Here is a 21,441-nt window from a genome sequence, read left to right as displayed (position 1 = left end):
ATCGATTGCCGGAACTGGCGCAATGCCCGGAAAAGCCTGCACTTTTGGCAATTGGTTGCGCGGATCGGACGCCTCGCGAAAGCTTCGCTGCGTGCCGGGGTCAGACGATGGAATTTGTCTCCGCGTTACCGGCGAAAATTCGATTTCAATTCCTTGGGCTGTGGCCGGAAACCTCGGCACCCGCGTGCCTTGGCAGCACCAGGAAGCGGAACGATGCGACCAGGCCAATGGCACCGATGAGCACGAAGGCGATTCGGAAATCGACGAGATCGAGCGCCGGCCGAGCCCTGGCGATCTGCGACAGGTTGAGGATCGCCGCCGCCACCGCCACGCCGAATAGCATCGCCACCTGCTGCAGCATCGAGGACAAGGTCGCCGCCGAACTGCGCTGATCAGCGGCGACATCGGCAAAGGCCAGCGTGTTGAGCGCGGTGAACTGCATGGAACGCGACAGACCGGCGATCAGCAACAAGGCGATCACCACCAGTTGAGGCGTGTGCGGCGAGATCGCACCGCAGGCCATGATCGACGCCGAGGCGATGACGCCGTTGACGACCATCACGGAGCGGAAGCCGAAGCGGCGCAGCGTCGGCGTCGTCACCACCTTCATGCCGAGATTGCCGAGGAAATAGGCGAGTATCATCATGCCGGCATCGACGGGACTCATGCCAAAGCCAACCTGGAACAGCAGCGGCAGCAGGAACGGCGTTGCGTTGATCGCCACCCGGAAGATGGTGCCGGCGGCAAGCGTCGAGATGGCGAAGGTCAGCACCTTGAACGGCGAGAGATCGAGCAGCGGATGGCGAACAACAGCCAGATGGCGCACCGCCAGCCAGCCGATGACGATGCCAGCGGCGATTAGCAGCAATGTCGTCGCGATGCCATCTTCCGGATGCGCGATGCGTTCGAGCCCGTAAAGCAGCAAGGCCAGGCCAAGCGACGTCAGAAAGAAACCCGGCCAGTCCAGCGGCTTGGGGTCGGCTTCGCGGTCGCCGGGGATGAAGCGCGCGACCAGCGCCAGCCCGGCCAGCCCAAGTGGAATATTGATGAAGAAGTTCCAGTGCCAGGACAGGTAAGTGGTGATGAAGCCGCCCAGCACCGGCCCGATCACCGGCGCGAACAATGCCGGCCAGGTGATGAGGGCGGTGGCGTTGAGCAACTCCGACTTGGGCGCATTGCGCAACACCAGGATACGCCCGACCGGCGTCATCAGCGCACTGCCAAAACCCTGCACCGCGCGTGCCGCCACGAACTCGGTCAGGTTCTGCGAGAAGCCGCAGGCGAGCGAGGCCAGCGTGAACATGGCGATGGCCAGAAGGAAAATGTTGCGCGCGCCGTACCGGTCCGCGAGCCAGCCAGACAGCGGCACGAACACCGCCATGGTCAGCATGTAGACGGTGATGCCGATGCTCATCGCCACCGCCGGCACGCCGAAGGACTGCCCCATCTGCGGCAGCGAGGTGGAGATGATGGTCGAATCCAGAAACTGCATGAAGAAGGCGATGGCGACGATGAGCGCCACCCGACGCGCATTGGCAGTATCCGGCTTCGAAAAGGCTTCTTTTTGCGGCGTGACGTTCATGCGTTGGACGGTCCAGGGACTGCGTAGCGCCATGCAGCGCTAGCCGGCGGATGACGACGAACCGGTTTGAACAGCATTCGGCGGTAGCCGTCCAGACAATGGGTCAACAAACTTTCGTGTCGCATCCTTCCTGTTGTGGCGCGCCCTGTTGTGTAATGAATACAGCCTCGCCGCCGAACCGGCTTATGGCACCAGCGATCTCGCTTCGCTCCTTTCGAGCAGGACCCTTGCGCATGAAACCCATCTATATCGACTATCTGAACGCCCTTGATATCGAAGCACTGGCGATGACCGACGGTGAGATCATCGAGGCGGTCGAGGCGGGACTCGTGGCGCAGGGCAAGGGCCAGACGGTGATCGAGCCACGCGTCCATCTCGAGCCCGACCCGTCCTTTCACGGCCATTTCAACGTGCTGCGCGGCTACGTCGCGCCGCTGGATACGGCGGGCGTGAAGATCGTTGGCGATTACGTCGACAACTATCTGCACGGCCTGCCGTCGGAATTCGGCATCCTCAATCTGTTTGATCCCCGCACGGGCACGCCGCGCGCAATCCTCGACGCCACCGTTATCACCGACATGCGCACCGGCGCCGTCACCGCCATCGGCGCCAGGCATCTGGCGCGCAGGAATTCCAAGGTTCTCGCCCATATCGGCGCGCGCGGCACCGCCTACTGGAATGTGCGCCTGCTCGACCATCTCTTCGACTTCGACGAGATCCGCGTCCATTCGCGCCGCCCGGAAAGCCGCGACGGCTTTGCCGCGAAACTGTCGGCCGATCTGGGCAAGCCGGTCACGGCGGTCGATAATTGGGAAAGCTGCGTCAAGGGTGCCGACATCGTCGTCGAGGCCTCGCGCCTGCCGGAACCGCAACCGCTGCTCAAGACGGAATGGATCAAGCCCGGCGCGCTGGTCGTGCCTTATGGCACCATGAGCGCGGTGGAACTGTCACTGACCGACATCATGCATAAGATGGTGGTCGACGACTGGGGCCAGTGCAAGGGCGGCAAGTTCGGCTCGCTGCGTGCCCATGTCGAGACCGGGCGGCTGAGCGAAAAGACGCTGCACGCCGAGCTCGGCCAGATCGCCGCCGGCCTCAAGCCGGGACGCCAGAGCGACGACGAGACGATCCTGTTCTGGCATCGCGGCCTGTCGCTGTCCGATATCGCACTGGGCAAGGCGATGCTGGCCAAGGCCCAGGCGCAAGGCATCGGCCAGAGGCTGCGCTTCGCATGAGCGCGCTCGTCCTCACCGGAGCCGGCGTCAGCGTTGGCGATGTCACGACCGTCGCCCGGCAAGCACGCAAGGTGGAGATCGGACCGGATGTCATCGGCAGGCTGGAGAGGGCGCGAAAGGTGCTCGACGAGGCCGCCGCTTCCGGCCAGCAGATTTACGGTCTGAACACCGGGCTTGGCGCCAATCTCGGCACATCGGTCGAAGGCGACGCGTCGGCCTTCCAGCGCCAGTTGCTGGAAGGGCGCAGCGGCGCGGTCGGCGAGGCTCTCCCCGAGGCCTCCGTACGCGCGACCATGCTTGCCCGCCTCGCCATGCTGTCGGCTGGCGGCTCGGGCCTTTCGCCCGCCGTTTACTCCGCGCTCGTGGACGCGCTGAATGCCGGCGTCCATCCGGTGATGCCGTCGCTCGGTTCGATCGGCGCCGGCGATCTCGTGATGATGACTGCCATCGGCCGCATGCTGATCGGCGAAGGCGAGGCCGACTACCAGGGACGGCGCATGCCGGCGGCCAAGGCACTGATGATGGCCCGCCTCGCCCCGATCAGCCTGGCGCCCAAGGACGGCCTGTCGCTCATCAACGCATCGGCGGCTTCAACCGGCGGCGGCGCATTGGCGATCGCCGATGCGTTATCCGCTTTCGTCCAGCAGCAACAGGCCGGCGCGCTGACCATGGAGGGCATCGGTGCCAACCGCACCATCCTCGATCCGCGCCTGCACATGGCACGGCCGGCGGCTGGCCAGCAGGAAGCCGCCAAGGAGTTGAACCGCCTGTTGGCGCGCGAGGAGGCGCCGCCGCCCACGACCTTGCAGGATCCGCTGTCGATCCGCTGCATGCCATCGATCCATGGCGCGCTGATCGAGGCGATCGATCGGGCCAGGCAGGCCGTCGAGATCGAGCTCAATGCCGCCGCCGACAATCCGCTGGTGCTGGGTGACGATGGTGTCGTGATGTCGACCGGCAATTTCCACACCGCCTCGCTGTCGCTGGCCTTCGAAATGCTCGGCCTGGCGATCGCGCAAAGTGCGGCCGCCTGTGCCGCCCGCTTCATCCAGCTGACAGGCTCGGGCCGCAATGGCCTGCCAAAATATCTGTCGCCGGTCGGCGGTGCCTCCGCTGGTTTCGTGCCGCTGCAGAAGACGGTGACCGCCATTGTCGGGGCCATCCGTCACAAGGCCAATCCGGTGATGCTCGACTTCCTGCCGGTCTCGGAAGGCGTCGAGGACCACGCCACGCAAACGCCGCTCGCCGTTTCGAAATGCGCCGACATGATCGTGCTGTGGCGACGGCTGATCGCCTTCGAACTGATGGCGGCCGCCCAGGCGGCCGACCTGCGCGACGGACTGACGCTGGCGCCGGCCACGGCCGCCATTCTTGGCGCGGTGCGCGCGCTGGTCCAGCCGCTGAAGGAAGACAGGCCGCTCGGCGTCGACGCGGACATGCTCAATACCGCTCTCGCCAATGGGACGTGGCAGCCATAGCCTTGGCTCGATCGATCGCGAACTGACCCGACCACTCCCTAGTCGACGCTGTTCGCCAGCGGGTACAGCGCCTGCGCCAGGTCGCGGATCGCATCGGCGGTGCGCGGGCCGAAGCCGATCATGTAGGCGCCGTCGAGCACGACCAGCGCCTTGGTCTTCGCCGCCGGCGTGGCCGACAGCGCACGGTTGCCGAACACCTCATCGGCGGTGGGCCCGCCCTTGCCGTCGCTCATCATCAGGATGACGTCGGGCGCCATCTCGATCAGCTTCTCCTCCGAGGCTGCCTTGTAGCCGTCGACCACAGCCATCGGATTGATGCCGCCAGCATGGCGGATGATGGCATCGGCCGAAGTACCCGCGCCGGCGGCGCTCAGCCGCGCCAGCCCATGGAAGAACACCACCTTCTTGCGCTGGTCTGGCGGGACTTTCGATGCCAGATCGGCGGCGGCCTGGAAGGAGGAGAGAACCTCACCCGCAAGCTCCCTTCCCCTGTCCTCAGCGCCAAGCGCGGCCGCGATCAGCGTGATCTTGCGCTCGATGCCCTGCCCGCTGTTGTCCTCGGGAATGAAGATCGTCGGGATTGCCAGCGACTTCAGCACCTCCATCGCTTCCGGCGGCCCGCTGTCCTCCGCCGCCAGGATAAGATCGGGGCGCAGGCCGGCCAGCCCTTCGACGGAGAGCTGGCGCCGGTAGCCGACATTCGGCTTCTGCGTGATGGAGGGTGGATACTTGCTGCCGCGATCGACGCCGACGATGCGCTCGCCGGCGCCCAGCGCGTGAACGATCTCGGTGACGTCGGAGCCGAGCGTCAGGATTCTCGTCGCCGGTCCCGGCGTGACAGTCCGCCCCAGCGCGTCGACAACCGTATCGGCGGCCAGCGCCTTGAAACCGCAGGAGGGCGCAAGCACCGAGAGCGACAACAGCAGCAACGCCGCCAGTTTGCCGGGCCGGAACCAGCCTGGCCGCCCGCATCCGTTCTCACCGCTCATCATGCCTTGCTCCTATGCCGCTGATTTCAATGATGGTTGGCCTATAAATTTAAAGTTGACTCTTGTCATCATGTTTTAATAAGTGACCCCTGCCCCGACCCGCTGGTCGAGGGATTTCCGTCATGCCAGCCAAGGTCCTTCGGCCACCGCCAGCAATCTTGCTTTTGCCTGGGGGCTGCATTTCATGAGAACGACGACCAACACCGCATTGATGGCGAGCACGGCGCTCGCCTTCGCACTCGGCCTGAGCGCCGCACCGCTCGCCAATGCGCAAGAGCAGGAGCCGGAAAAGAAGGGCGCCGCCGCCAAGACCGATCGAATCGGACAGGCCTCCCAGAACCAGCAGACGACGGTCCTCGACCTGATCACCATCTCCGCGACCATGATCAAGACCGCCGTCATCGATTCGATGGCCGCGATCAGCGCCGTGGACCAAGAGGAACTCGACCGCATCCAGCCCGACACCGCCGCCGACATTTTCCGCACCACGCCCGGCGTTGCCGCGTCGATGAATGGCGATGATCCGGCGACCGCCATCAACATTCGCGGCCTGGAGCAGTATGGCCGTGTCGTCGTCACCCTCGATGGTGCCCGCCAGGATTACTGGCGCGTCGGCCATGGCTCGGGCTCGTTCTATGTCGAGCCCGATCTGATCAAGGAAGCCACCGTCATTCGCGGCCCGGTGTCGAATGCCTATGGCTCGGGCGGCATCGGTGGCGTCGTCTCCTTCGAAACCAAGGACGCCAGCGATTTCCTGAAGCCGCGAGAGCATTGGGCGCTGAGCGAGAAGTTCGGCTATGAGAGCAATGGCCAGGGTTTCACCACCAGCACCACCGGCGCCTATCGCTTCAACGAGGATGCCGACGTCATCGGCAACCTCGTCTATCGCGACCGCGACAGCTACACCGACGGCAATGGCGCCACCGTGCCATGGACCGGCGAGCGGGTTACCAGCGGTTACCTGAAGACGACGCTGCGGCCGGCCGATGGCCACGAGTTGAAGCTTGGTGCCATCCTGCAGCGCTACAACGACCTGATCACCGGCTCCAGCGGCTCGACCTCGCCGACACTGAGCCGCTACGACACCAACACCACCAACCAGACCTACACCGCCGCCTACACCTGGAAGCCCGACGACAACGACCTGATCGACTTCAGCGCCAATGCCTACCACAACCGCACCCGCGCCGAGCAGACGCAGGTCTGGCCCACCTCCGCGATCGGCAACTTCCGCTTCTACGATGTTGCCACGACCGGCTTCAACGTGAAGAACTCGTCGCGTTTCGATGCCTGGGGCATCGCCCACACGCTGACCTACGGCCTCGACTACTACTTCCTCGAAGGATCCTCGGACGCAGCGCATTTCGGCGCCGGCCAACAGCAGGGTTATGGCAGCTTCCTGCAATGGCAGGGCGACTACGAAGAGTGGCTGCAAGTCATAACGGCCCTGCGCTACGACGGCTACACGCTCGATGGTGAGACCAAGACCGTGCCGTCGCAGGAAGCCTCGATCTCCGGCGATCGCTGGTCGCCACGCCTCACGGTCGGCGTCACGCCATTCCAAGGTTTTCAGCTCTACGGCACCTACTCCGAAGGCTACCGGGCGCCGGGCCTGCAGGATGTCTTTCGTGGTGGCGGCGCGCATGGCTCAGGCGACGCCTATGTGCCCAACCTGCTTCTCCAGCCTGAGACGGCGAAAAGCTGGGAAGCCGGCATCAACCTGAAATACGACGATGTTCTGGCGGCGGGCGACCGCCTGCGAGCCAAGGTCAACCTATTCCACACCGACGTCGAGGATTACATCGAAGCCGACCTGCGTGCGGGGATAACTCGCACTGCGAAAAACATCGGCGACGCGCGGCTCAAGGGCATCGAGGCAGAGGCCGTCTACGACTATGGCTGGGGCTTCGTGAACCTCTCCGGTGCACTGATCGACGCCAAGGTCGTAAGCGGGGTCTATTCGGGTCAGCCATTGAACAACACGCCACTGGACCGTTTCTCGGCCACAATCGGCTTCCGCATGCTGGAGGACCAACTCACCGTCGGCGTCCAATATCTCGGCATCGGCGAGATCACCCGCACCCGCCGCACCAATCCGAGCAGCCCGATCCTCGTCGATGACGCCTTCGAGTTGGTCAATGTCTTTGCCAACTGGCGCATCAACGACAACGCGAAGGTCGATTTCGGCATCGATAACGTCTTCAACACAGCCTACACCGACCCGCAAAGCGCATGGTCGACCACGGCGGCAACGGAACAGGGCAAGGGCCGCACCTTCAAGTTGGCGCTCACCGGCAGGATAGGAGGCTGAGCATGAGCCAGGCATCGGCGAACGAACTGGCCTGCGAGGCGCGGTTGAACCTGCGCAACCTGCCTGACTACATGGACCGCATCACGGACCGGCTGCAGAGCTTCGAAGCCGATGCTTCGCATGATGGCTGGCGCATCGACTTCCGCTTCGCCTTTGGCGGCGCTTCCTTCGACATGGAACGGCTGGTGATGCGGGCCAATGCGGCCGACCGCGACGGCCTGGCCCGCATCAAGGACCTGCTGGCCACGGCCGTCCAGGTCTATGCCAGGGAGGAAAACCCGGAGATCGTCTGGACCGGCGATCTCTCGGGCGAGACCAGCCTCGCCCAGTTCCGCGAAATGACGGTGACGGACGTTCGCGACCTCACGGCGCACATGCGCCGCATCCGCTTTGCCGGCGAGGATCTCTCGCGCTTCGCCAAGTTCGGCGGCATGCACATCCGCATGCTGTTCCCGACCAGAAACGTGCCCGACCCGATGTGGCCGGTGCTGGGCGGTAACGGCCTACCGGTGTGGCCCGCCGATAACCGGCGTCCGGTGGCGCGCGTCTACACCATCCGCGCGCTCGACGTCGACAAGGGCGTCATCGATGTCGACTTCGTCGTCCATCCCGGCGAAAGCGTCGGTGCCGCCTGGGCCACGCAGGCGGCACCCGGCATGAAGGTTGGCATCATGGGGCCGGTCGGCCGCCCGGTGCGGCAAGCGGGCTGCTATGTCATGGGCGCCGACGAAACCGGCCTACCCGCCCTGGCGCGCCTGCTGGAGACATTGCCCGCGCAGACCCGGGGCGTCGCCTTCGTCGAAATCGCCGATGACGGCGAAAGGCAGGAGATCGCCAACGCCACGGGCATTGAACTGCACTGGCTGAAGAGAAACGGCGTGCCGGCTGGCGAGGACCAGCGGCTGGCCGCGGCCGTCCGCGCGGTGGCGTGGCCGAAGGATGTATCAACCTTCGGCTGGTTCGCGGCGGAAGCCACCGCCGCGAAAGTCATACGCGAGCATTGGCGGGGAACGCTTGGGCTTGGTCGCGACGAGACGCTGGCGGCAGCCTATTGGCGGCGTGGTGCCGCGGGGCTGATGGCGGGCTGAGGGTTTGATGACGGGATGAAATGAGAAGCATTGGCGCTGCCCCTCACCTGCCTGCCGGCATCCTCTCCCCGTATAGTGACGGGGAGAGGGAGGCCTTCGCCGATGATTTCGCCAATCTCCAGCGTTGCAGAAGGAACGCCGGCGTTGCGGCCTGCCCCCTTCTCCCCGTCACTATACGGGGAGTTGAGGAATGGTCCGCTTGCGGACGAAAAGCCAATTGCTTGGCTTTTCGAATGACGAACGCCGGCAGGGCGATGAGGGGCAGCGCTTACCTTTCAATGATTTTGACGATCGCTCCGCCATCCGCTCCGATGCCAATCGCAACCCGCTCACCAGAAACGATCCCTGCAATGTCGCACACGACCAGCGGCATGCGGATATCATAGAGAAACTCCGCGACGATCGCGCCGACCGCCAGGATCGGGTCCGGCCGCTCCATGAGGATTCCGGCCGGTGCCGTGCCCCGGCGGATCGCTTCGGCCAGGACAGACGACGAAGACGACGAGCCGCGCCCGCTCGGCATGACCAGGATCTTGCCGGCCACATTCTGGCCGAGCCCCGGATGCGAATGGTCGATTATGTCGCCGGTTTCGGCGTCGATGCCGCCCCAGAAGCTGAGCGGCTGCGAAAGCACCAGCGCGTGGCCCTGGGCCGCACCGGCCAGCTGGAAAGTGCCGGCTCTTTCAAAGACTTCCACCGATTGCATCATGATGCGCTCCGCATGACATGCCCGACGGCTGCGGAGCGGATGCAATCCCTCATTTCGGCGAAGGCCACGGACACGCCGATATTGCCCGGCGCGTAATGCGCCCATTTGCCGGAATTGGTCATCACCACGCCCTCGAGACGCTCCAGGATCGAGGTGACATAAGTGCAGGTATCAGTGACCGGGATCAGGCCAAAAGCCTCCATGCCGGCCAGCGCGCCCTCCTCCTGCAGCCGTGTCAGTGTTGCACGCCCGGTGTTGACATAGATCGGAATACCCTTGCCCGGTGCGACTTCGCGCAGCATCGGCAGCAGGCGCATCCATTCTTCGTGGGAAAAGTGCGGCGTGCCCAGAGATACAGCCGAGAGTGATGCGCCGTCCGGCACCATCGAGAGCCTGGCCAGCGCATGGTCGATATCGGCACGGGTGATGCGGATCGTCTCGTCGGGCGCGCGACCTTGGAACGCTTCGTCGAGGGTTTCGGCCTCCGGAGTGATGCCGACCGCATGGAACAGCGCCACCGCGCCGGTCGTGGCCGCCGCCGCGCCCAGCGCCTTCAACTGGTCCTCGTCGCGCGGGCGAGGCAGGCCTGAAATCACCGGAATACGGTCGCCGCTGGCTTCCCCGACGATAAGCCCGACACCGACGAACAGGCTGTCGCTCGGCTCCGGGTCTGCAGCGGCCAGCTCGAACAGGATACGGCCGCGCCGGTTTTCCCTGAGATGCAGGCCCCAGGCCGGCGCGCGCCCGGTCATGGCGCAGCATAGGTCGATGAAATCGCCATAACGGTTGGTGCGCGCGCCGATCACCGAATTGGCGAAGACGATGGCGTTGGATTCGCCCCAGGCGATCTGCTGCCCGAATTCAGGCCGAAACCGCGTCTGGTAGGGCGCGCAGGTGAAAGTCGCCTGGCAGCCAAGCTCCATATGCGCCTTCATGAGCCGCCGCGCCGGCACTTCCTCCGCTGCCGGCATCTTCACCATGCCGGGATGGATGAGATCGAACGAGCCGACATTCAAGGTCGTCGGCACCCGGACGCGCCCGCCGCCATCGACCAGCCGTTCGACAAAATCGAGCCCAGCCTTGCCGTGGTAGAGGCAGCCATCGATATGGGCGCCGGTGATGTCGAGCAGGCTGCCTGCGCCGACCGCATTGGAGAAGGCGACGAGGATTTTCATGGCAGCGGCCGCGGCTGGGCCTTGCTCGCCGTCGAGCATGGATTGGTCGTGTGCGGTCAGTTGCAGGGTCATTGCAGCTCCGGGCTCGTTAGGGACGGCGGGACAGCACCACCTCTGCCCTACCGGGCATCTCCCCCTCAAGGAGGGAGATTAGCCGTCATTGCCGCTTTCGCAAATTTCCTGTGTTGAGGAAGGAGCAGCGACGTCGAAACCGCCAATCTCCCCTTTAAGAGGGAGATGTCCGGCAGGACAGAGGGAGGCGCCAAGGAACGCCAATGGTCCCAGCTAGCGGCAGCGCGCTACCTACCCCGCGGCAATCAACACCGTGCTCTCCGGCGACCACCTCAGCACCACATCCTGCCCTTCCGCCAGCCGATCAGCTCCGGTGTTCTGCACGATGACCTTCAGCGTCTGGCCGGCGCGCTCGACAAAATATGTGCTGTTGTTGCCGGCGAAGATGCGCTTGGAAACCTGGCCCCTCAACGTGTTGGCATTACCATCCGAAGTTCCGGCATCGGTGGCGATGCGGATGCGCTCGGGCCGAACGGCACAGCTGGCCTTGGCACCCGCTGCAAGCGTCGCACCCGCCCCGGCCGCGATCGCCGTGCCGTCCGGCAGCCGGATGCCGTTGCCGGTCGAGTCACCGCGAAAGATGTTGGCGTCGCCGAGAAAGGTGGCGGCGAATTCGCTCTTTGGCCGGTCGTAGATTTCCTCCGGCGGCCCCTCCTGCACCAGCCTGCCGTCGCGCAAAATGCCGATACGATCGCTCATCGTCAGCGCCTCTTCCTGGTCGTGGGTGACGAAGATGGTGGTGATTCCAATCTCGCGCTGGATACGCTTCAATTCGATCTGCATGTCGACGCGCAGCGCCTTGTCGAGCGCGCCGAGCGGCTCATCCAGCAGCAGCACGCGCGGCTTGGTGACGATGGCGCGGGCCAGCGCCACACGCTGGCGCTGGCCGCCGGAGAGCTGATGCGGTCGGCGCCCGCCGAGCCTGCCGAGCTGGACGAGATCGAGCGCGCGCTGCACCTCAGTTGCGATGGTCGCCTTGGCCTCGCCGCGCACCGACAGGCCGAAGGCGACATTGTCGGCGACGCTCATATTGGGAAACAGCGCATAGTTCTGGAACACCATGCCGATGCGCCGCTTTTCCACCGGCACCCGCTCGACGCTCTCGCCGCCAATGGCGATGCGGCCGGAGTCGGGAAAATCGAAACCGGCGATCTGGCGCAGTAGCGTGGTCTTGCCGCTGCCGGATGGACCGAGCAACGCATAGAAGCCGCCATCGGCGAAATCGATGGACACGTCGTCCAGCGCCTTGTGCGCGCCAAAGCTGCGCGAGACGTTCGATACCTGCACGCTGGCCATTATTTCTCTCCGCCGAATTTGAAGAAGCGCGCCGTGAGCAGCATGAGCGCCATCGACACGACAATGATGATGGTCGAAACCGCATTGATCTCGGGCGTGAACCCCTTGCGGATCGCGGCGTAGATTTCGACCGGCAGCGTCGTCTGGCCGGGCGTCGCCAGGAAGTATGAGACGACGAACTGGTCGAACGATACGGCAAACGCAAACAGCCCGCCGGCAATGACTCCCGGCATGATCCAGGGCAGCGTCACCCGCATCGTGACCTGCCACTGGTTGGCGCCGAGCGAGCGCGCCGCCTCCTCCAGCTCCGGCGCGAAGGTCTGCAGCCGGGCAGAGACGACGACGATGACATAGGGCAGCGCCAGCGCGACATGGCCGAGCAGGATGGCAAACAGGCCGCGCCCGATGCCGACGCCGTTGAAGAAGATCAGCATCGCCGTGCCGGTGATCAGCCACGGAATGGCGATCGGAGGAAAGAGAAGCGCCTGCAGGATCTTCTTGCCGCGAAACTCATAGCGGTAGAGCGCCAGAGACGCGGCCGATCCCAGAACAGTGCAGATGATGGTGGTGATGACGGCGATCTCGAGGCTGTTCCAGGTGGCTGATATAAGCTGGTCGTTCTGCCACAGCGAGGCGTACCACTCGGTCGTCCATTCGAACGGTAATTGGTAGAAGGGCGAGACGTTGAACGACATCAGCGCCATGATGATGATCGGCAGATAGAGGAAGGCGAGCAGCAGCCCGATGTAGAGGCGTCCCAGCCATTCGAGGATGCGGGTCGTCATCATCACGCGGCCCTCCGCAGCACCGGCGAGGCGACAGCCAGGATGACCAGCACGACGGCGAGCAGGATGAAGGACAGTGCGGCCCCCAGTGGCCAGTTGAACACGGCGACGAACTGATCCTCGATGACCGTGCCGTAGAAGGTGCCGGTGCGGCCGCCGAGGATGCGCGGCTCCATGAACGAACCGACGACGGGCACGAAGATGAGCGCGGCACCCGCCACCAGCCCTGGCATCGACAGCGGGATGATCACCCGCTTCAGCACCTGCAGCCGCGAGGCGCCGAGCGAGCGCCCGGCCTCGATCAGCGAGTCGTCGATCGCCTGCAAAGTGAGATAGCAGGTCAGCACCATGTAGGGCACGTAGGAGTGCACCAGGCCGATGATGACGGCCGGGTAGGAATACATGAGATCGATGTTGATCTTGAACGGCAGCACGGCGTTGAGCGCGGTGTCGAGGATACCGCCCTCGCGCAGCACCATCGCCCAGGAGAAGATGCGCACCAGACCGTTCGACCAGAACGGCAGGATGACGAGCAGGAAGATCGCCTCTCGGCTGCGCCCCTTCAGCACCTTGGCCAGCACATAGGCAGCCGGATAGCCGATGACGATACACCACAGCGTCACCTCGAGGCCGAGGCGCAGCGAGGCCAGCAACAGCGTCAGGTAGAGGCTCTGCGAGAAGAAGGCGGCGTAGTTGCCGAGTGTGAAGGCCCACGGCTTTCCCGACAGCGGCAGGTCGGTCATGAAGGAGAAGAAGACCATGGCGGACAGCGGCAGGAAGATCGCCACCGTCAGCCAGAGATAGGCAGGCGCCAGCAACGGCAGAGCCGATCTCAGCCCGCTGCGCGATGCGGTCGCACCCTCTGCCATGATACCCTCCTCCCCAGGATTGAAGAACCAGCCGGCGCGAACCGCCGGCTGGCCCGGACCTGCTTGTTACTTCACGTCGACCTTCAGCTGCTGCCAGAGCGCCAGATAGGCCTCACGCTGCGCGTCGGTGATCGGCGCCTGGAACTGGATGCGCTTGGCCACCGCCGGATCACCCATCACCTTGCGGTTGAAGGAATCCTCGGGCAGCGCTTCCACCGCCTTGGTGTTGGCCGAGACCGGCGCGCCGACCTTGGTGACCCATTCGACATAGAATTTCGGGTCGATCATGTAGTTGATGAAGGCTTCAGCGCCGGCGACGTTCTTTGAACCGACCGGGATGGAGAACGCGTCGAGCCAGGCGACGGCGCCTTCCTGCGGAATGACCAGCGATACCGGCAGCTTGAAGTGGGTCTTGGCGCGGTCGGCCGAGCCGCTCCAGTAGGTGCCGATGTCGATCTGGTTGGAGGCAACCATCTGGTTCCAGTCGTTCTCCGAGCTCCAGAAGGTCTTGATCTGCGGCATCAATGACGTCAACTTCGCCTTGACCGCACCCATGTCCTTGATGTCGTTGATGTTCTGGCCGGTGGCAATGGCGCCGAACTGGACCGCCTCGACGGCGTCGTCGCGGATGACCACGCGGCCCTTGTGCGCGGTATCCCACATCTCGGCGATGCTCGTCGGCGGCTTGTCGAAGGATTTGTCGTTGATGGCGAGCGCGGTCAGGCCCCAGACCCACGGTACGCCATAGACCTTGCCGTCATGGTCGAGCATCGGCGAGCCCGCCTTGTCCGGGCTGATATTGGCATAGTTCGGCAGCTTCGACACGTCGATCGGCTGGATCAGCTTTTCAGACATCGCCTGGTCGTTGAAAGCGGCATTGATCATGACGACGTCGTAAAGGCCGGGATTGGTCCGGATCTTGGTCAGCATTTCCTGTTCGGAATTGAAGAAGTCGTTGATGACCTTGTTGCCGGTCGCCTTCTCGAAGGCGGCGATTGCCCAAGGCTCGTCGGCGCCATAACCCTTCCAGTTGAGCACATGCACTTCATCGGCCTGGGCGGCAAAGGCCAGTGCGGAGGTGAAGACGGCGCTCGCCGTCAACAGGGCAGTCAGATTCGGCATGCGCATGATTTGTTCCTCTCTTTGGTTTGCCCGGTTTCCGGGCTTTTCAGGCTGTAAGATGGGCCTCTTGGTTCCGGCTACCGCTTGCGGCGGCATGGCTCAGGAATGTCTGGATTTCGGCATCGGTCGGCGCCGACGACCCACCATGGCGGGTGACCGAAAGCGCTGCGGCGGCATTGGCATATTTAGCCGCCTCGAAGGGCTGCATGCCGTGCGACAGCGCGCTGACGAAGGCGCCGATATGCGTGTCGCCGGCGCCGTTGGTATCGACGGCCTTGACCTTGAAACCGGGAATGGTCTGGGTCGTGCCGCCAGCCAGCCGGACAAGGCACCCGCTTGCGCCGGCGCGGATGACGACGCCGTCAGCCTTGGGGCAATGAACGGCGAGAAGCCGTGCCGCGAGCGCCCCGACATCGCCTGGACCGGCAATGTCGGCGGCTTCCGTCGTGTTGCAGCTCAACCAATTGGTCCGAGCGAGCACCCGCGACAGGACCGGACGCGGAATATCCGAGATAACCGGCGTCGGGTCGAAGACGAATGGGATGCCTTCCGGCAGCGCCTCGATCCAGTGTGTGAGCGCGTCGCGGCTGCCGGGATAGCTCAGCGTGTAGCCGGAGGTGAAGACGATATCGCCCGCCAGCACTGAAACCGGCGCCATCATGTCGAGGCTGAGCACGCTTTCGGCCCCGGGCCACGACACGAAGGTGCGTTCCGCGTCGCTGGAGATCAAGGCGACGCAATTGCCGCTGTCCATGACCGGCGATGGCGGCGTCAGCGTCTCGATGCCTTCGGCGGCGAAGGCGGCGCGCAGGAAATCGCCGTTCGGCCCGCTGCCCAACTGGCCGCCGAATACCACTTTCATGCCCGTGCGGGTGGCCGCGACCATCATGTTGAAGCCGCCGCCTGCAACCTGGGCAAAACTTGATGCGGTCTTCTCCATGCCGGGCGCCGGCAAGGCGTCGATGCGGTAGACATAGTCGACCACCGCGCTGCCGATATGGACGAGACGCCCGCTCATGCCGCGGCGTCCTTGCCTGGGCCGGCTTTCGCCAGCCGCGCCGCAACGAGGTCGGCCGCGAGCTTGCGAACCTCGGCAAGGTCGATGCCGACAAGCCTGGCGATGTGCTGTCGCGGCAATCGGGAAAGGCCGATGCAGGCGCCGGCCATGCCGGCGGCGATGGCGCCGATCGTGTCGGTGTCGCCGCCGAGATTGGCGCTGATCACGGCTGCTTGCCAGGGATCGCCATCGGCGACTTCCAGCACCGCGAATGCCGCCGGCACCGATTCCTGGCTGGCGACGCCGGTGCCGACCAGATCGGTGATCAGGCGGATCGCCTCTTTCGTGCTCTTGCCGCGCACAAGCGCCTGCGCCCAGCCGATGCGCGCGGCGATATCACCGCCGGTGACCCAGTTGCCGAGCGCTGTCCCGAGTTCAGCCGCCGCGATCGCCTGCCGACAAGCGGCGCGCCAATCCGAGCCGGCGACGCCGCTGCTGATGGCGGCTGCAACGGCGCTGGCGGAGGCGATGGCGATCGAGGTGTTGTGCGTCGCGCGGCAAGTCTCCGCCACCTTGCCGACCAGTGCGTCGAGCGGATCGAGCGGCATCATGATGCCGACCGGTGCGATGCGCATGGCCGCGCCATTGGTGTCGCCACTGCGCCCGGCTTCCTCGGCCGGCGTGCCGTTGTTGATGGCATCGATGGCGCGCTTGGTCGAGGGCCCGAGCAGATCGTAGCTGCCGCGCGTCTTGACCTCGCGCTCCCAGTCGAGCAGCGCGTTGACCCAGCGCGTGTGGTCGAAACGCTCGCCGGATTCGATCAGGATACGGCCAAGGAGCAATGCCTGCTCCGTATCGTCGGTGATGGTGCCCGCCGCCAGCCCCTTCGACACCGGATGCTCGGCGAACGGCGCGACGAAGTCCTCGACATGGCCGTAAACAGCGGCGATGCGGGCCGGCGACAGAAGCTGCGTCGGCATGCCCAGTGCATCGCCGAGCGCCCCGCCGATCAATGCGCCCATGGCGCGGTCGAGCGTATCCGTGGCTTTGTCCGACATCGCTCAGAACCTCATATGCAGCGCGAAATGCGCGGGGTTGAGCAGGCTGGTGACATATTCGATCGGCCGGTCGTCGGCGGCGCGGGTCAACCGGCGCCCACGCAGGAAGGGCGTGCCTTGCGGACAACCGAGGATGGCGGCGTCCTCGGCATTCAGCATCTCGATCTCGATCCATTCCTCGCCGTGATCGGGCACCAGCCCGGCGGCGCGCAACGTCTGGTGCAGCGACCCCTCGCGCAGGCCGCGCAGTGGTACATCCTCCAATTCCGGCGACAGCGGCAGGCGGCTGCGCTCGATGGAGATCGCATGGCCATCGCTGGCATTGGTGCGCACGCGGTCCACGGCAATGAAGAACGGGCTGTCGATGCCAAGCAGCGCGGCGAGTTCGGCGTCCTCGATGACCTCCAGCCGCAGCGTCCGGGTCTCGGCATTGGCGCCAGCATTGGCCAGAGCCCGCGACCAGCCGATCGCATCGTCCACCGGCTTGCCGTCAAAGGTGACGAACGAGCCGATGCCGACCTTGGTGGTGATCAGCCCGCGGCTGGACAGCTCTTCCAGACCCTTGCGAACGGTGTTGCGGCTGACGGAAAAGCGCTGGACGAGTTCGTTCTCGCTTTGCAGGCGGTCGCCGAAGCCCAGGACGCCGGAGCGGATCTCATGCTCCAGAACGGTGGCGATCTGCTCGGGCTTGCCCGTGCCGGGAGAGAGTTGAACCGCGCCACGCTTCATATGGGTACCTGTTCACTATACCTGTATAGTCCTGTTCAATATAGAGGCAAGAAGGCGCTGTCAATGCAAGGCGGGGACGGCGAACGACCGGCGTTGGCGCCGGTCATGGCCAGGACTCTCCGTGAAATATGCCGGCTACGGGCTGTTACCGGTTCGATATCTTGCCGGGTTCGACCAGTATATCCGCTTCGATAGCGGCATTGATGAAGGCTGCCCGCGCCACCCAGGCTTCCCGCGTGCCTTCCAGCACGGCAAGGCACGCCTTGCGGGCCACCATATGCCGCTGCCCAGTCACCACGGGCCAGCGGTTGATCAGGATGTCGGCGGCCTGTGCCACGCGCTCGACATTGAAGATCATGTTCCCCGATCGACCAAGCGCTACCTTGACCGGTTCGTCGAAACGCTGATCTTGCACCACGTTCATCCCCCCGAAGTCGAGATCTCGATTCGCGGCCATCAATTCCCGGTGATGTGATAGGTTCCGGGCGAAAGGTGCAATATGTCCGACACGATTGGCCAAAAAAGGCCCAAGCTTATAGTCGTTGTCGCCTTCGATCGCGGCGAGGATGGGGAGTTGTTTCCGGCCTTTGGCCCCGCCGACCAACAGAGCGAGGACCGAGCCATTCGCATGGCCAAGGCCCTTGCGGAAAAACATGTCGGAGTCATCGCCTGGAGCCGAGAAGCCGATCCGACATTGGGCGAATACGGGCCACCGGCCACGCTCTTCGCCAGCGGTGAGGTCCCCGACATGGAGTGACCCGACCAGCGCTCGCCGGCTGGGCGCCACAGCCTGTCAGTCTTGGCCCCGCGAGATGCCGCTTCAAGCTGATTTGCCTGCCGCACCTCGATGTCTGTATTCCGTGGTCATATATCTAAGCGACATTGGTCCTCGGATCGCTTCGGCATCTGGATTCCCTCATCAATCAAAAATGGAATACTAATCCGAACTTTCGAAGCGGAACTGTTTTCCAATCGGCTCGTTATGCTTCGGGTCGTTTATTCCAATGACCTCTAAAGAGAGGAAAAATCAGATGAACTTCAAGATGCTCACGATGGGCGCGATTGCGCTTGCAATGACCTCGGGCGCGGCTCTCGCCGGCGGTAGCACTGGCACTTCGGCGCTGGACGATCCGGCGAAGATGGCTCCGTTCTATACTGACTCTTCGATGAAGACGATGAGGTCGGATGAAGAGTTCAAGACCGCCTGGATGGCCATGAAGGAAGAGGACCGTGCCTCGATGAAGAAGGATTGCGGCGATAATGTCATCGGCAAGTCGCATGACAGTTTCTGCGCCAAGACGAAGATGCTCGGCGGCGCCAACTAAGGCGATTGCTCCCTGCCCGAATTCGCAGGGACGCAAAACAGACAAGGCGGGCACGGAGCCCGCCTTGTTTGTTTTGCGTTCTCTGCCTCATCGGCAATGGTTGCAGTACCAGTCTTTTCCTGGGGCCCCGGTATCGCCGGCTCCCACGGCGAAAGAATCGCCTGGTGTGGAACCGAAAGGGTCGTTGGGTGTTGATTCAATCGGGATGGGCAGTCGTGACATTTTCCGCGGGAATCTTGAATAGCAGCCTTGGTTACTTTAGCGCCCGGTCTGGCGGTAGCGCGGCTGGAACTGGCTTGATAAATTGGATTATGTTCGTCAGAAGCTCCCCAATTCTCTTCAGATGGCCAGACGAAATCCGATGTTAGCAACACAGCCAACCGAGACCGACGAGCTTGCTTTCCTGGCCGGCGGCGGAGAACTCGGCTGCCTTGTCGCGACCTTCGATTGGGCCGCGACTTCGATAGGTTCCATCTCGACCTGGCCACAAAGCCTCAAGACCTCGGTATCCCTGATCCTGCGCTCGCAGGTGCCGATCGTCATGCTGTGGGGCGAGGACGGCGTCATGATCTACAACGACGCCTATTCCGTCTTCGCCGGCGGCCGACACCCGCAACTGCTGGGATCTAAGGTTCGCGAAGGCTGGCCCGAGGTGGCGGATTTCAACGACAATGTCATGAAGGTCTGCCTGGCCGGCGGTACGCTTGCCTATCGCGATCAGGAACTGACGCTGAACCGGTCGGGAAGACCTGAGCAGGTCTGGATGAATCTCGACTATTCCCCCGTCCTCGACGAACGCGGCCAGCCTGCCGGCGTCATTGCGATCGTGGTCGAAACGACCACGAAGGTCGCCGCCGAACGTTGGCAAAAGAGCGAGCGGGACCGTCAGCGCCAGATGTTCGAACAGGCGCCGGGCTTCATGGCCATGATGTCGGGCCCGCACCATGTCTTTGAACTCACCAATGCGGCTTACATGCAATTGGTCGGCCACCGTGATGTCATCGGCATGCCCGTTCGCGAAGCCCTGCCGGAAGTGGCGGGCCAGGGGTTCTTCGAACTGCTCGACCAGGTCTTTACCAGCGGCGAAGCCTTCGTCGGATATGCCTTGAAAGCGGAGTTGCAGCGCACTCCCGGCGCGCCTAAGGAAGAGCGTTTCATCGATCTGATCTACCAGCCCGTCCGCAATCCCGTCGGCGACATCATCGGCATCTTCGCCCAGGGCGTCGACGTTACGGATCGACTGATCGCCGAACAGGCGTTACGCCAGAGCGAGGCCCAGTTCCGCACATTTGCCGAGGCCATGCCGAACCATGTGTGGACGGCATCCCCCCAAGGCTTGCTGGATTGGTTTAATCCACGCGTCTATGAATATTCGGGCACGGCCCCGGGCGAACTCGATGGACAGGCATGGGCCGGCATCGTGCATCCGGACGACATTGATTCGGCCGCCAGAAAATGGACCGAGGCGCTTTCCTCGGGAGTGTTCTACGAAACCGAATTTCGGTTGCGGCGGCATGACGGGGCCTACCGATGGCACATTGCCCGCGCCGTTCCGATCCCCGACGCCAACGGTTCGATCGTGCAATGGATCGGCACCAACACCGACATCGACGATCAGAAGCAGGTGGCACAGGCGCTGCACGAGAGCGAGCGTCGGCTGCAGCTATCGCAAAACGCGGCCGGCATCGCCGCGCTCGAGCTCGATATCGCCACGGGGATAGTGGTCGGTTCGGAGGGTTTCTGGGACCTCTGGGGCCTGACTCCGCGTGACAGCGTCCACATCAGCGTGCTGGAAAACATCGTCTTGCCCGAGGACAGGAACGTCCGCTCCACCGACGAGACCCGCAGACAAGGTTCCGCGGTACCGAATGTCGAATACCGGATCCGGCGGCCCGACAATGGGGAGTTGCGCTGGCTCTCGCGCCATATCGACTTCGTCCATGACGAAACCGGCAAGCCACTCAAGATGTTCGGCGTCATGCAGGATATCACCGACCGCCGGGAGGCGCAGGCAAGGCAGGAACTGCTCACGCACGAACTTGAGCACCGCATCAAGAACATCCTGGCCATGGTCGCGGCCATCGCCTCGCAAACCCTGCGCAACACCGACATTGCCACGGCAAGCGCCACCTTCAACGAACGCCTGCGCGCGCTCGCCAACGCGCACGACATCCTGAACAAGACCCGATGGACCAGCGCCTCGATGCGCCAGGTCATCGAAAACACCATCGCGGCGTTCCCGGTCGCGCAAATCTCGATTTCCGGTCCGGCCTTGCCGATCAATCCAAAGATGGCGCTGACATTGGCGCTTGCCGTCAATGAACTGGGCACCAACGCGCTGAAATATGGCGCGTTGTCGACGCCCGACGGAGCCGTGACGATCGAATGGTCCCTGGAGCCGTCCGCGGACGGCGCCTCCCTGCTGATCTGGCGCTGGCGCGAGAGCGGCGGCCCGCCTGTTACCCCACCTACTCGCAAGGGATTCGGTCGTTTCCTCATCGAGCGCGTCTTTGGCACCGATTTCGGTGGGTCTGTAAGGATCGACTACAAGACGGAAGGGGTCGAATGTGTGTTGACGGCTCCACAACCGCAGTTGCCAACATCGCGTTACTGACTACATA

General features: G+C 63.9%; 19 protein-coding genes. 7 read left to right on the top strand and 12 right to left on the bottom strand.

Annotated elements, in window-relative coordinates; all coding sequences use genetic code 11:
- Nucleotides 1-145: 145 nt before the first annotated feature.
- Complete coding sequence (locus ACO07C_RS00230; protein ID WP_421917410.1) at nt 146-1,582, bottom strand: DHA2 family efflux MFS transporter permease subunit; 1,437 nt, start codon at nt 1,580-1,582, stop codon at nt 146-148.
- A gap of 233 nt (nt 1,583-1,815) precedes the next feature.
- Between ACO07C_RS00230 and ACO07C_RS00225 the strand changes: the two genes are divergently transcribed.
- Together ACO07C_RS00225 and ACO07C_RS00220 are read left to right on the top strand one after the other, a co-directional pair.
- On the top strand, nt 1,816-2,817 hold the full coding sequence (locus ACO07C_RS00225; protein WP_421912230.1) for an ornithine cyclodeaminase family protein: 1,002 nt from the start codon (nt 1,816-1,818) through the stop codon (nt 2,815-2,817).
- Complete coding sequence (locus ACO07C_RS00220; RefSeq protein WP_421912229.1) at nt 2,814-4,295, top strand: HAL/PAL/TAL family ammonia-lyase; 1,482 nt, start codon at nt 2,814-2,816, stop codon at nt 4,293-4,295. Before ACO07C_RS00225 ends, ACO07C_RS00220 begins: the two co-directional genes overlap by 4 nt.
- A gap of 38 nt (nt 4,296-4,333) precedes the next feature.
- Here ACO07C_RS00220 and ACO07C_RS00215 read toward each other — a convergent pair whose 3' ends face one another.
- Nucleotides 4,334-5,287 (bottom strand): heme/hemin ABC transporter substrate-binding protein, encoded by a 954-nt coding sequence (locus tag ACO07C_RS00215; protein WP_421912228.1) that lies wholly within the window; start codon nt 5,285-5,287, stop codon nt 4,334-4,336.
- 181 nt (nt 5,288-5,468) lie between these two features.
- Between ACO07C_RS00215 and ACO07C_RS00210 the strand changes: the two genes are divergently transcribed.
- Together ACO07C_RS00210 and ACO07C_RS00205 are read left to right on the top strand one after the other, a co-directional pair.
- Complete coding sequence (locus tag ACO07C_RS00210) at nt 5,469-7,595, top strand: TonB-dependent hemoglobin/transferrin/lactoferrin family receptor (RefSeq protein WP_421912227.1); 2,127 nt, start codon at nt 5,469-5,471, stop codon at nt 7,593-7,595.
- Between the two features lie 2 nt (nt 7,596-7,597).
- Nucleotides 7,598-8,683, top strand: coding sequence for an SIP domain-containing protein (locus ACO07C_RS00205; RefSeq protein WP_421912226.1), 1,086 nt, complete (start codon nt 7,598-7,600; stop codon nt 8,681-8,683).
- A 268-nt stretch (nt 8,684-8,951) separates the two neighbouring features.
- Here the strand turns inward: ACO07C_RS00205 and ACO07C_RS00200 are convergent, their stop codons facing one another.
- The 10 genes from ACO07C_RS00200 to ACO07C_RS00155 form a co-directional block, all read right to left on the bottom strand.
- On the bottom strand, nt 8,952-9,392 hold the full coding sequence (locus ACO07C_RS00200; RefSeq protein ID WP_421912225.1) for an aconitase X swivel domain-containing protein: 441 nt from the start codon (nt 9,390-9,392) through the stop codon (nt 8,952-8,954).
- Nucleotides 9,389-10,639 (bottom strand): aconitase X, encoded by a 1,251-nt coding sequence (locus tag ACO07C_RS00195; RefSeq protein ID WP_421912224.1) that lies wholly within the window; start codon nt 10,637-10,639, stop codon nt 9,389-9,391. Before ACO07C_RS00195 ends, ACO07C_RS00200 begins: the two co-directional genes overlap by 4 nt.
- Nucleotides 10,640-10,870: 231 nt before the next feature.
- Nucleotides 10,871-11,935: an ABC transporter ATP-binding protein gene (locus tag ACO07C_RS00190; protein ID WP_421912223.1), complete on the bottom strand. Its 1,065-nt coding sequence runs from the start codon at nt 11,933-11,935 to the stop codon at nt 10,871-10,873.
- Nucleotides 11,935-12,723, bottom strand: a complete 789-nt coding sequence (locus ACO07C_RS00185; RefSeq protein ID WP_421917409.1) for an ABC transporter permease — start codon at nt 12,721-12,723, stop codon at nt 11,935-11,937. The genes ACO07C_RS00190 and ACO07C_RS00185 overlap by 1 nt, the downstream gene beginning before the upstream one ends.
- A complete protein-coding gene (locus tag ACO07C_RS00180; RefSeq protein ID WP_421917408.1) occupies nt 12,723-13,592 on the bottom strand; it encodes an ABC transporter permease in 870 nt (289 codons plus the stop codon). The genes ACO07C_RS00185 and ACO07C_RS00180 overlap by 1 nt, the downstream gene beginning before the upstream one ends.
- Before the next feature lie 63 nt (nt 13,593-13,655).
- Nucleotides 13,656-14,717, bottom strand: a complete 1,062-nt coding sequence (locus ACO07C_RS00175) for an ABC transporter substrate-binding protein (RefSeq protein ID WP_421912222.1) — start codon at nt 14,715-14,717, stop codon at nt 13,656-13,658.
- Nucleotides 14,718-14,757: 40 nt separating this feature from the next.
- On the bottom strand, nt 14,758-15,729 hold the full coding sequence (locus tag ACO07C_RS00170) for a PfkB family carbohydrate kinase (protein ID WP_421912221.1): 972 nt from the start codon (nt 15,727-15,729) through the stop codon (nt 14,758-14,760).
- Nucleotides 15,726-16,766, bottom strand: coding sequence for an ADP-ribosylglycohydrolase family protein (locus ACO07C_RS00165; protein WP_421912220.1), 1,041 nt, complete (start codon nt 16,764-16,766; stop codon nt 15,726-15,728). The genes ACO07C_RS00170 and ACO07C_RS00165 overlap by 4 nt, the downstream gene beginning before the upstream one ends.
- Before the next feature lie 3 nt (nt 16,767-16,769).
- Complete coding sequence (locus tag ACO07C_RS00160) at nt 16,770-17,495, bottom strand: GntR family transcriptional regulator (RefSeq protein ID WP_421912219.1); 726 nt, start codon at nt 17,493-17,495, stop codon at nt 16,770-16,772.
- Between the two features lie 145 nt (nt 17,496-17,640).
- On the bottom strand, nt 17,641-18,150 hold the full coding sequence (locus ACO07C_RS00155) for a DUF982 domain-containing protein (RefSeq protein ID WP_421912218.1): 510 nt from the start codon (nt 18,148-18,150) through the stop codon (nt 17,641-17,643).
- On the opposite strand from ACO07C_RS00155, the gene ACO07C_RS00150 reads away from it, so the two are divergent.
- The 3 genes from ACO07C_RS00150 to ACO07C_RS00140 all read left to right on the top strand — a co-directional run bounded on the left by ACO07C_RS00150 (nt 18,070) and on the right by ACO07C_RS00140 (nt 21,434).
- Nucleotides 18,070-18,252: a hypothetical protein gene (locus ACO07C_RS00150; protein ID WP_421912217.1), complete on the top strand. Its 183-nt coding sequence runs from the start codon at nt 18,070-18,072 to the stop codon at nt 18,250-18,252. The two genes, ACO07C_RS00155 and ACO07C_RS00150, sit on opposite strands and share 81 nt — an antisense overlap.
- A gap of 274 nt (nt 18,253-18,526) precedes the next feature.
- On the top strand, nt 18,527-18,820 hold the full coding sequence (locus ACO07C_RS00145) for a hypothetical protein (protein WP_421912216.1): 294 nt from the start codon (nt 18,527-18,529) through the stop codon (nt 18,818-18,820).
- A 361-nt stretch (nt 18,821-19,181) separates the two neighbouring features.
- Nucleotides 19,182-21,434 (top strand): PAS domain-containing sensor histidine kinase, encoded by a 2,253-nt coding sequence (locus ACO07C_RS00140; protein ID WP_421912215.1) that lies wholly within the window; start codon nt 19,182-19,184, stop codon nt 21,432-21,434.
- Nucleotides 21,435-21,441 lie beyond the last annotated feature (7 nt).

This window comes from Mesorhizobium sp., assembly GCF_965229135.1.
Classification (GTDB): Bacteria; Pseudomonadota; Alphaproteobacteria; order Rhizobiales; family Rhizobiaceae; genus Mesorhizobium.
Note: the sequence above shows the minus strand (reverse complement) of the source record. Positions and strands in the feature narration are given on the sequence as shown.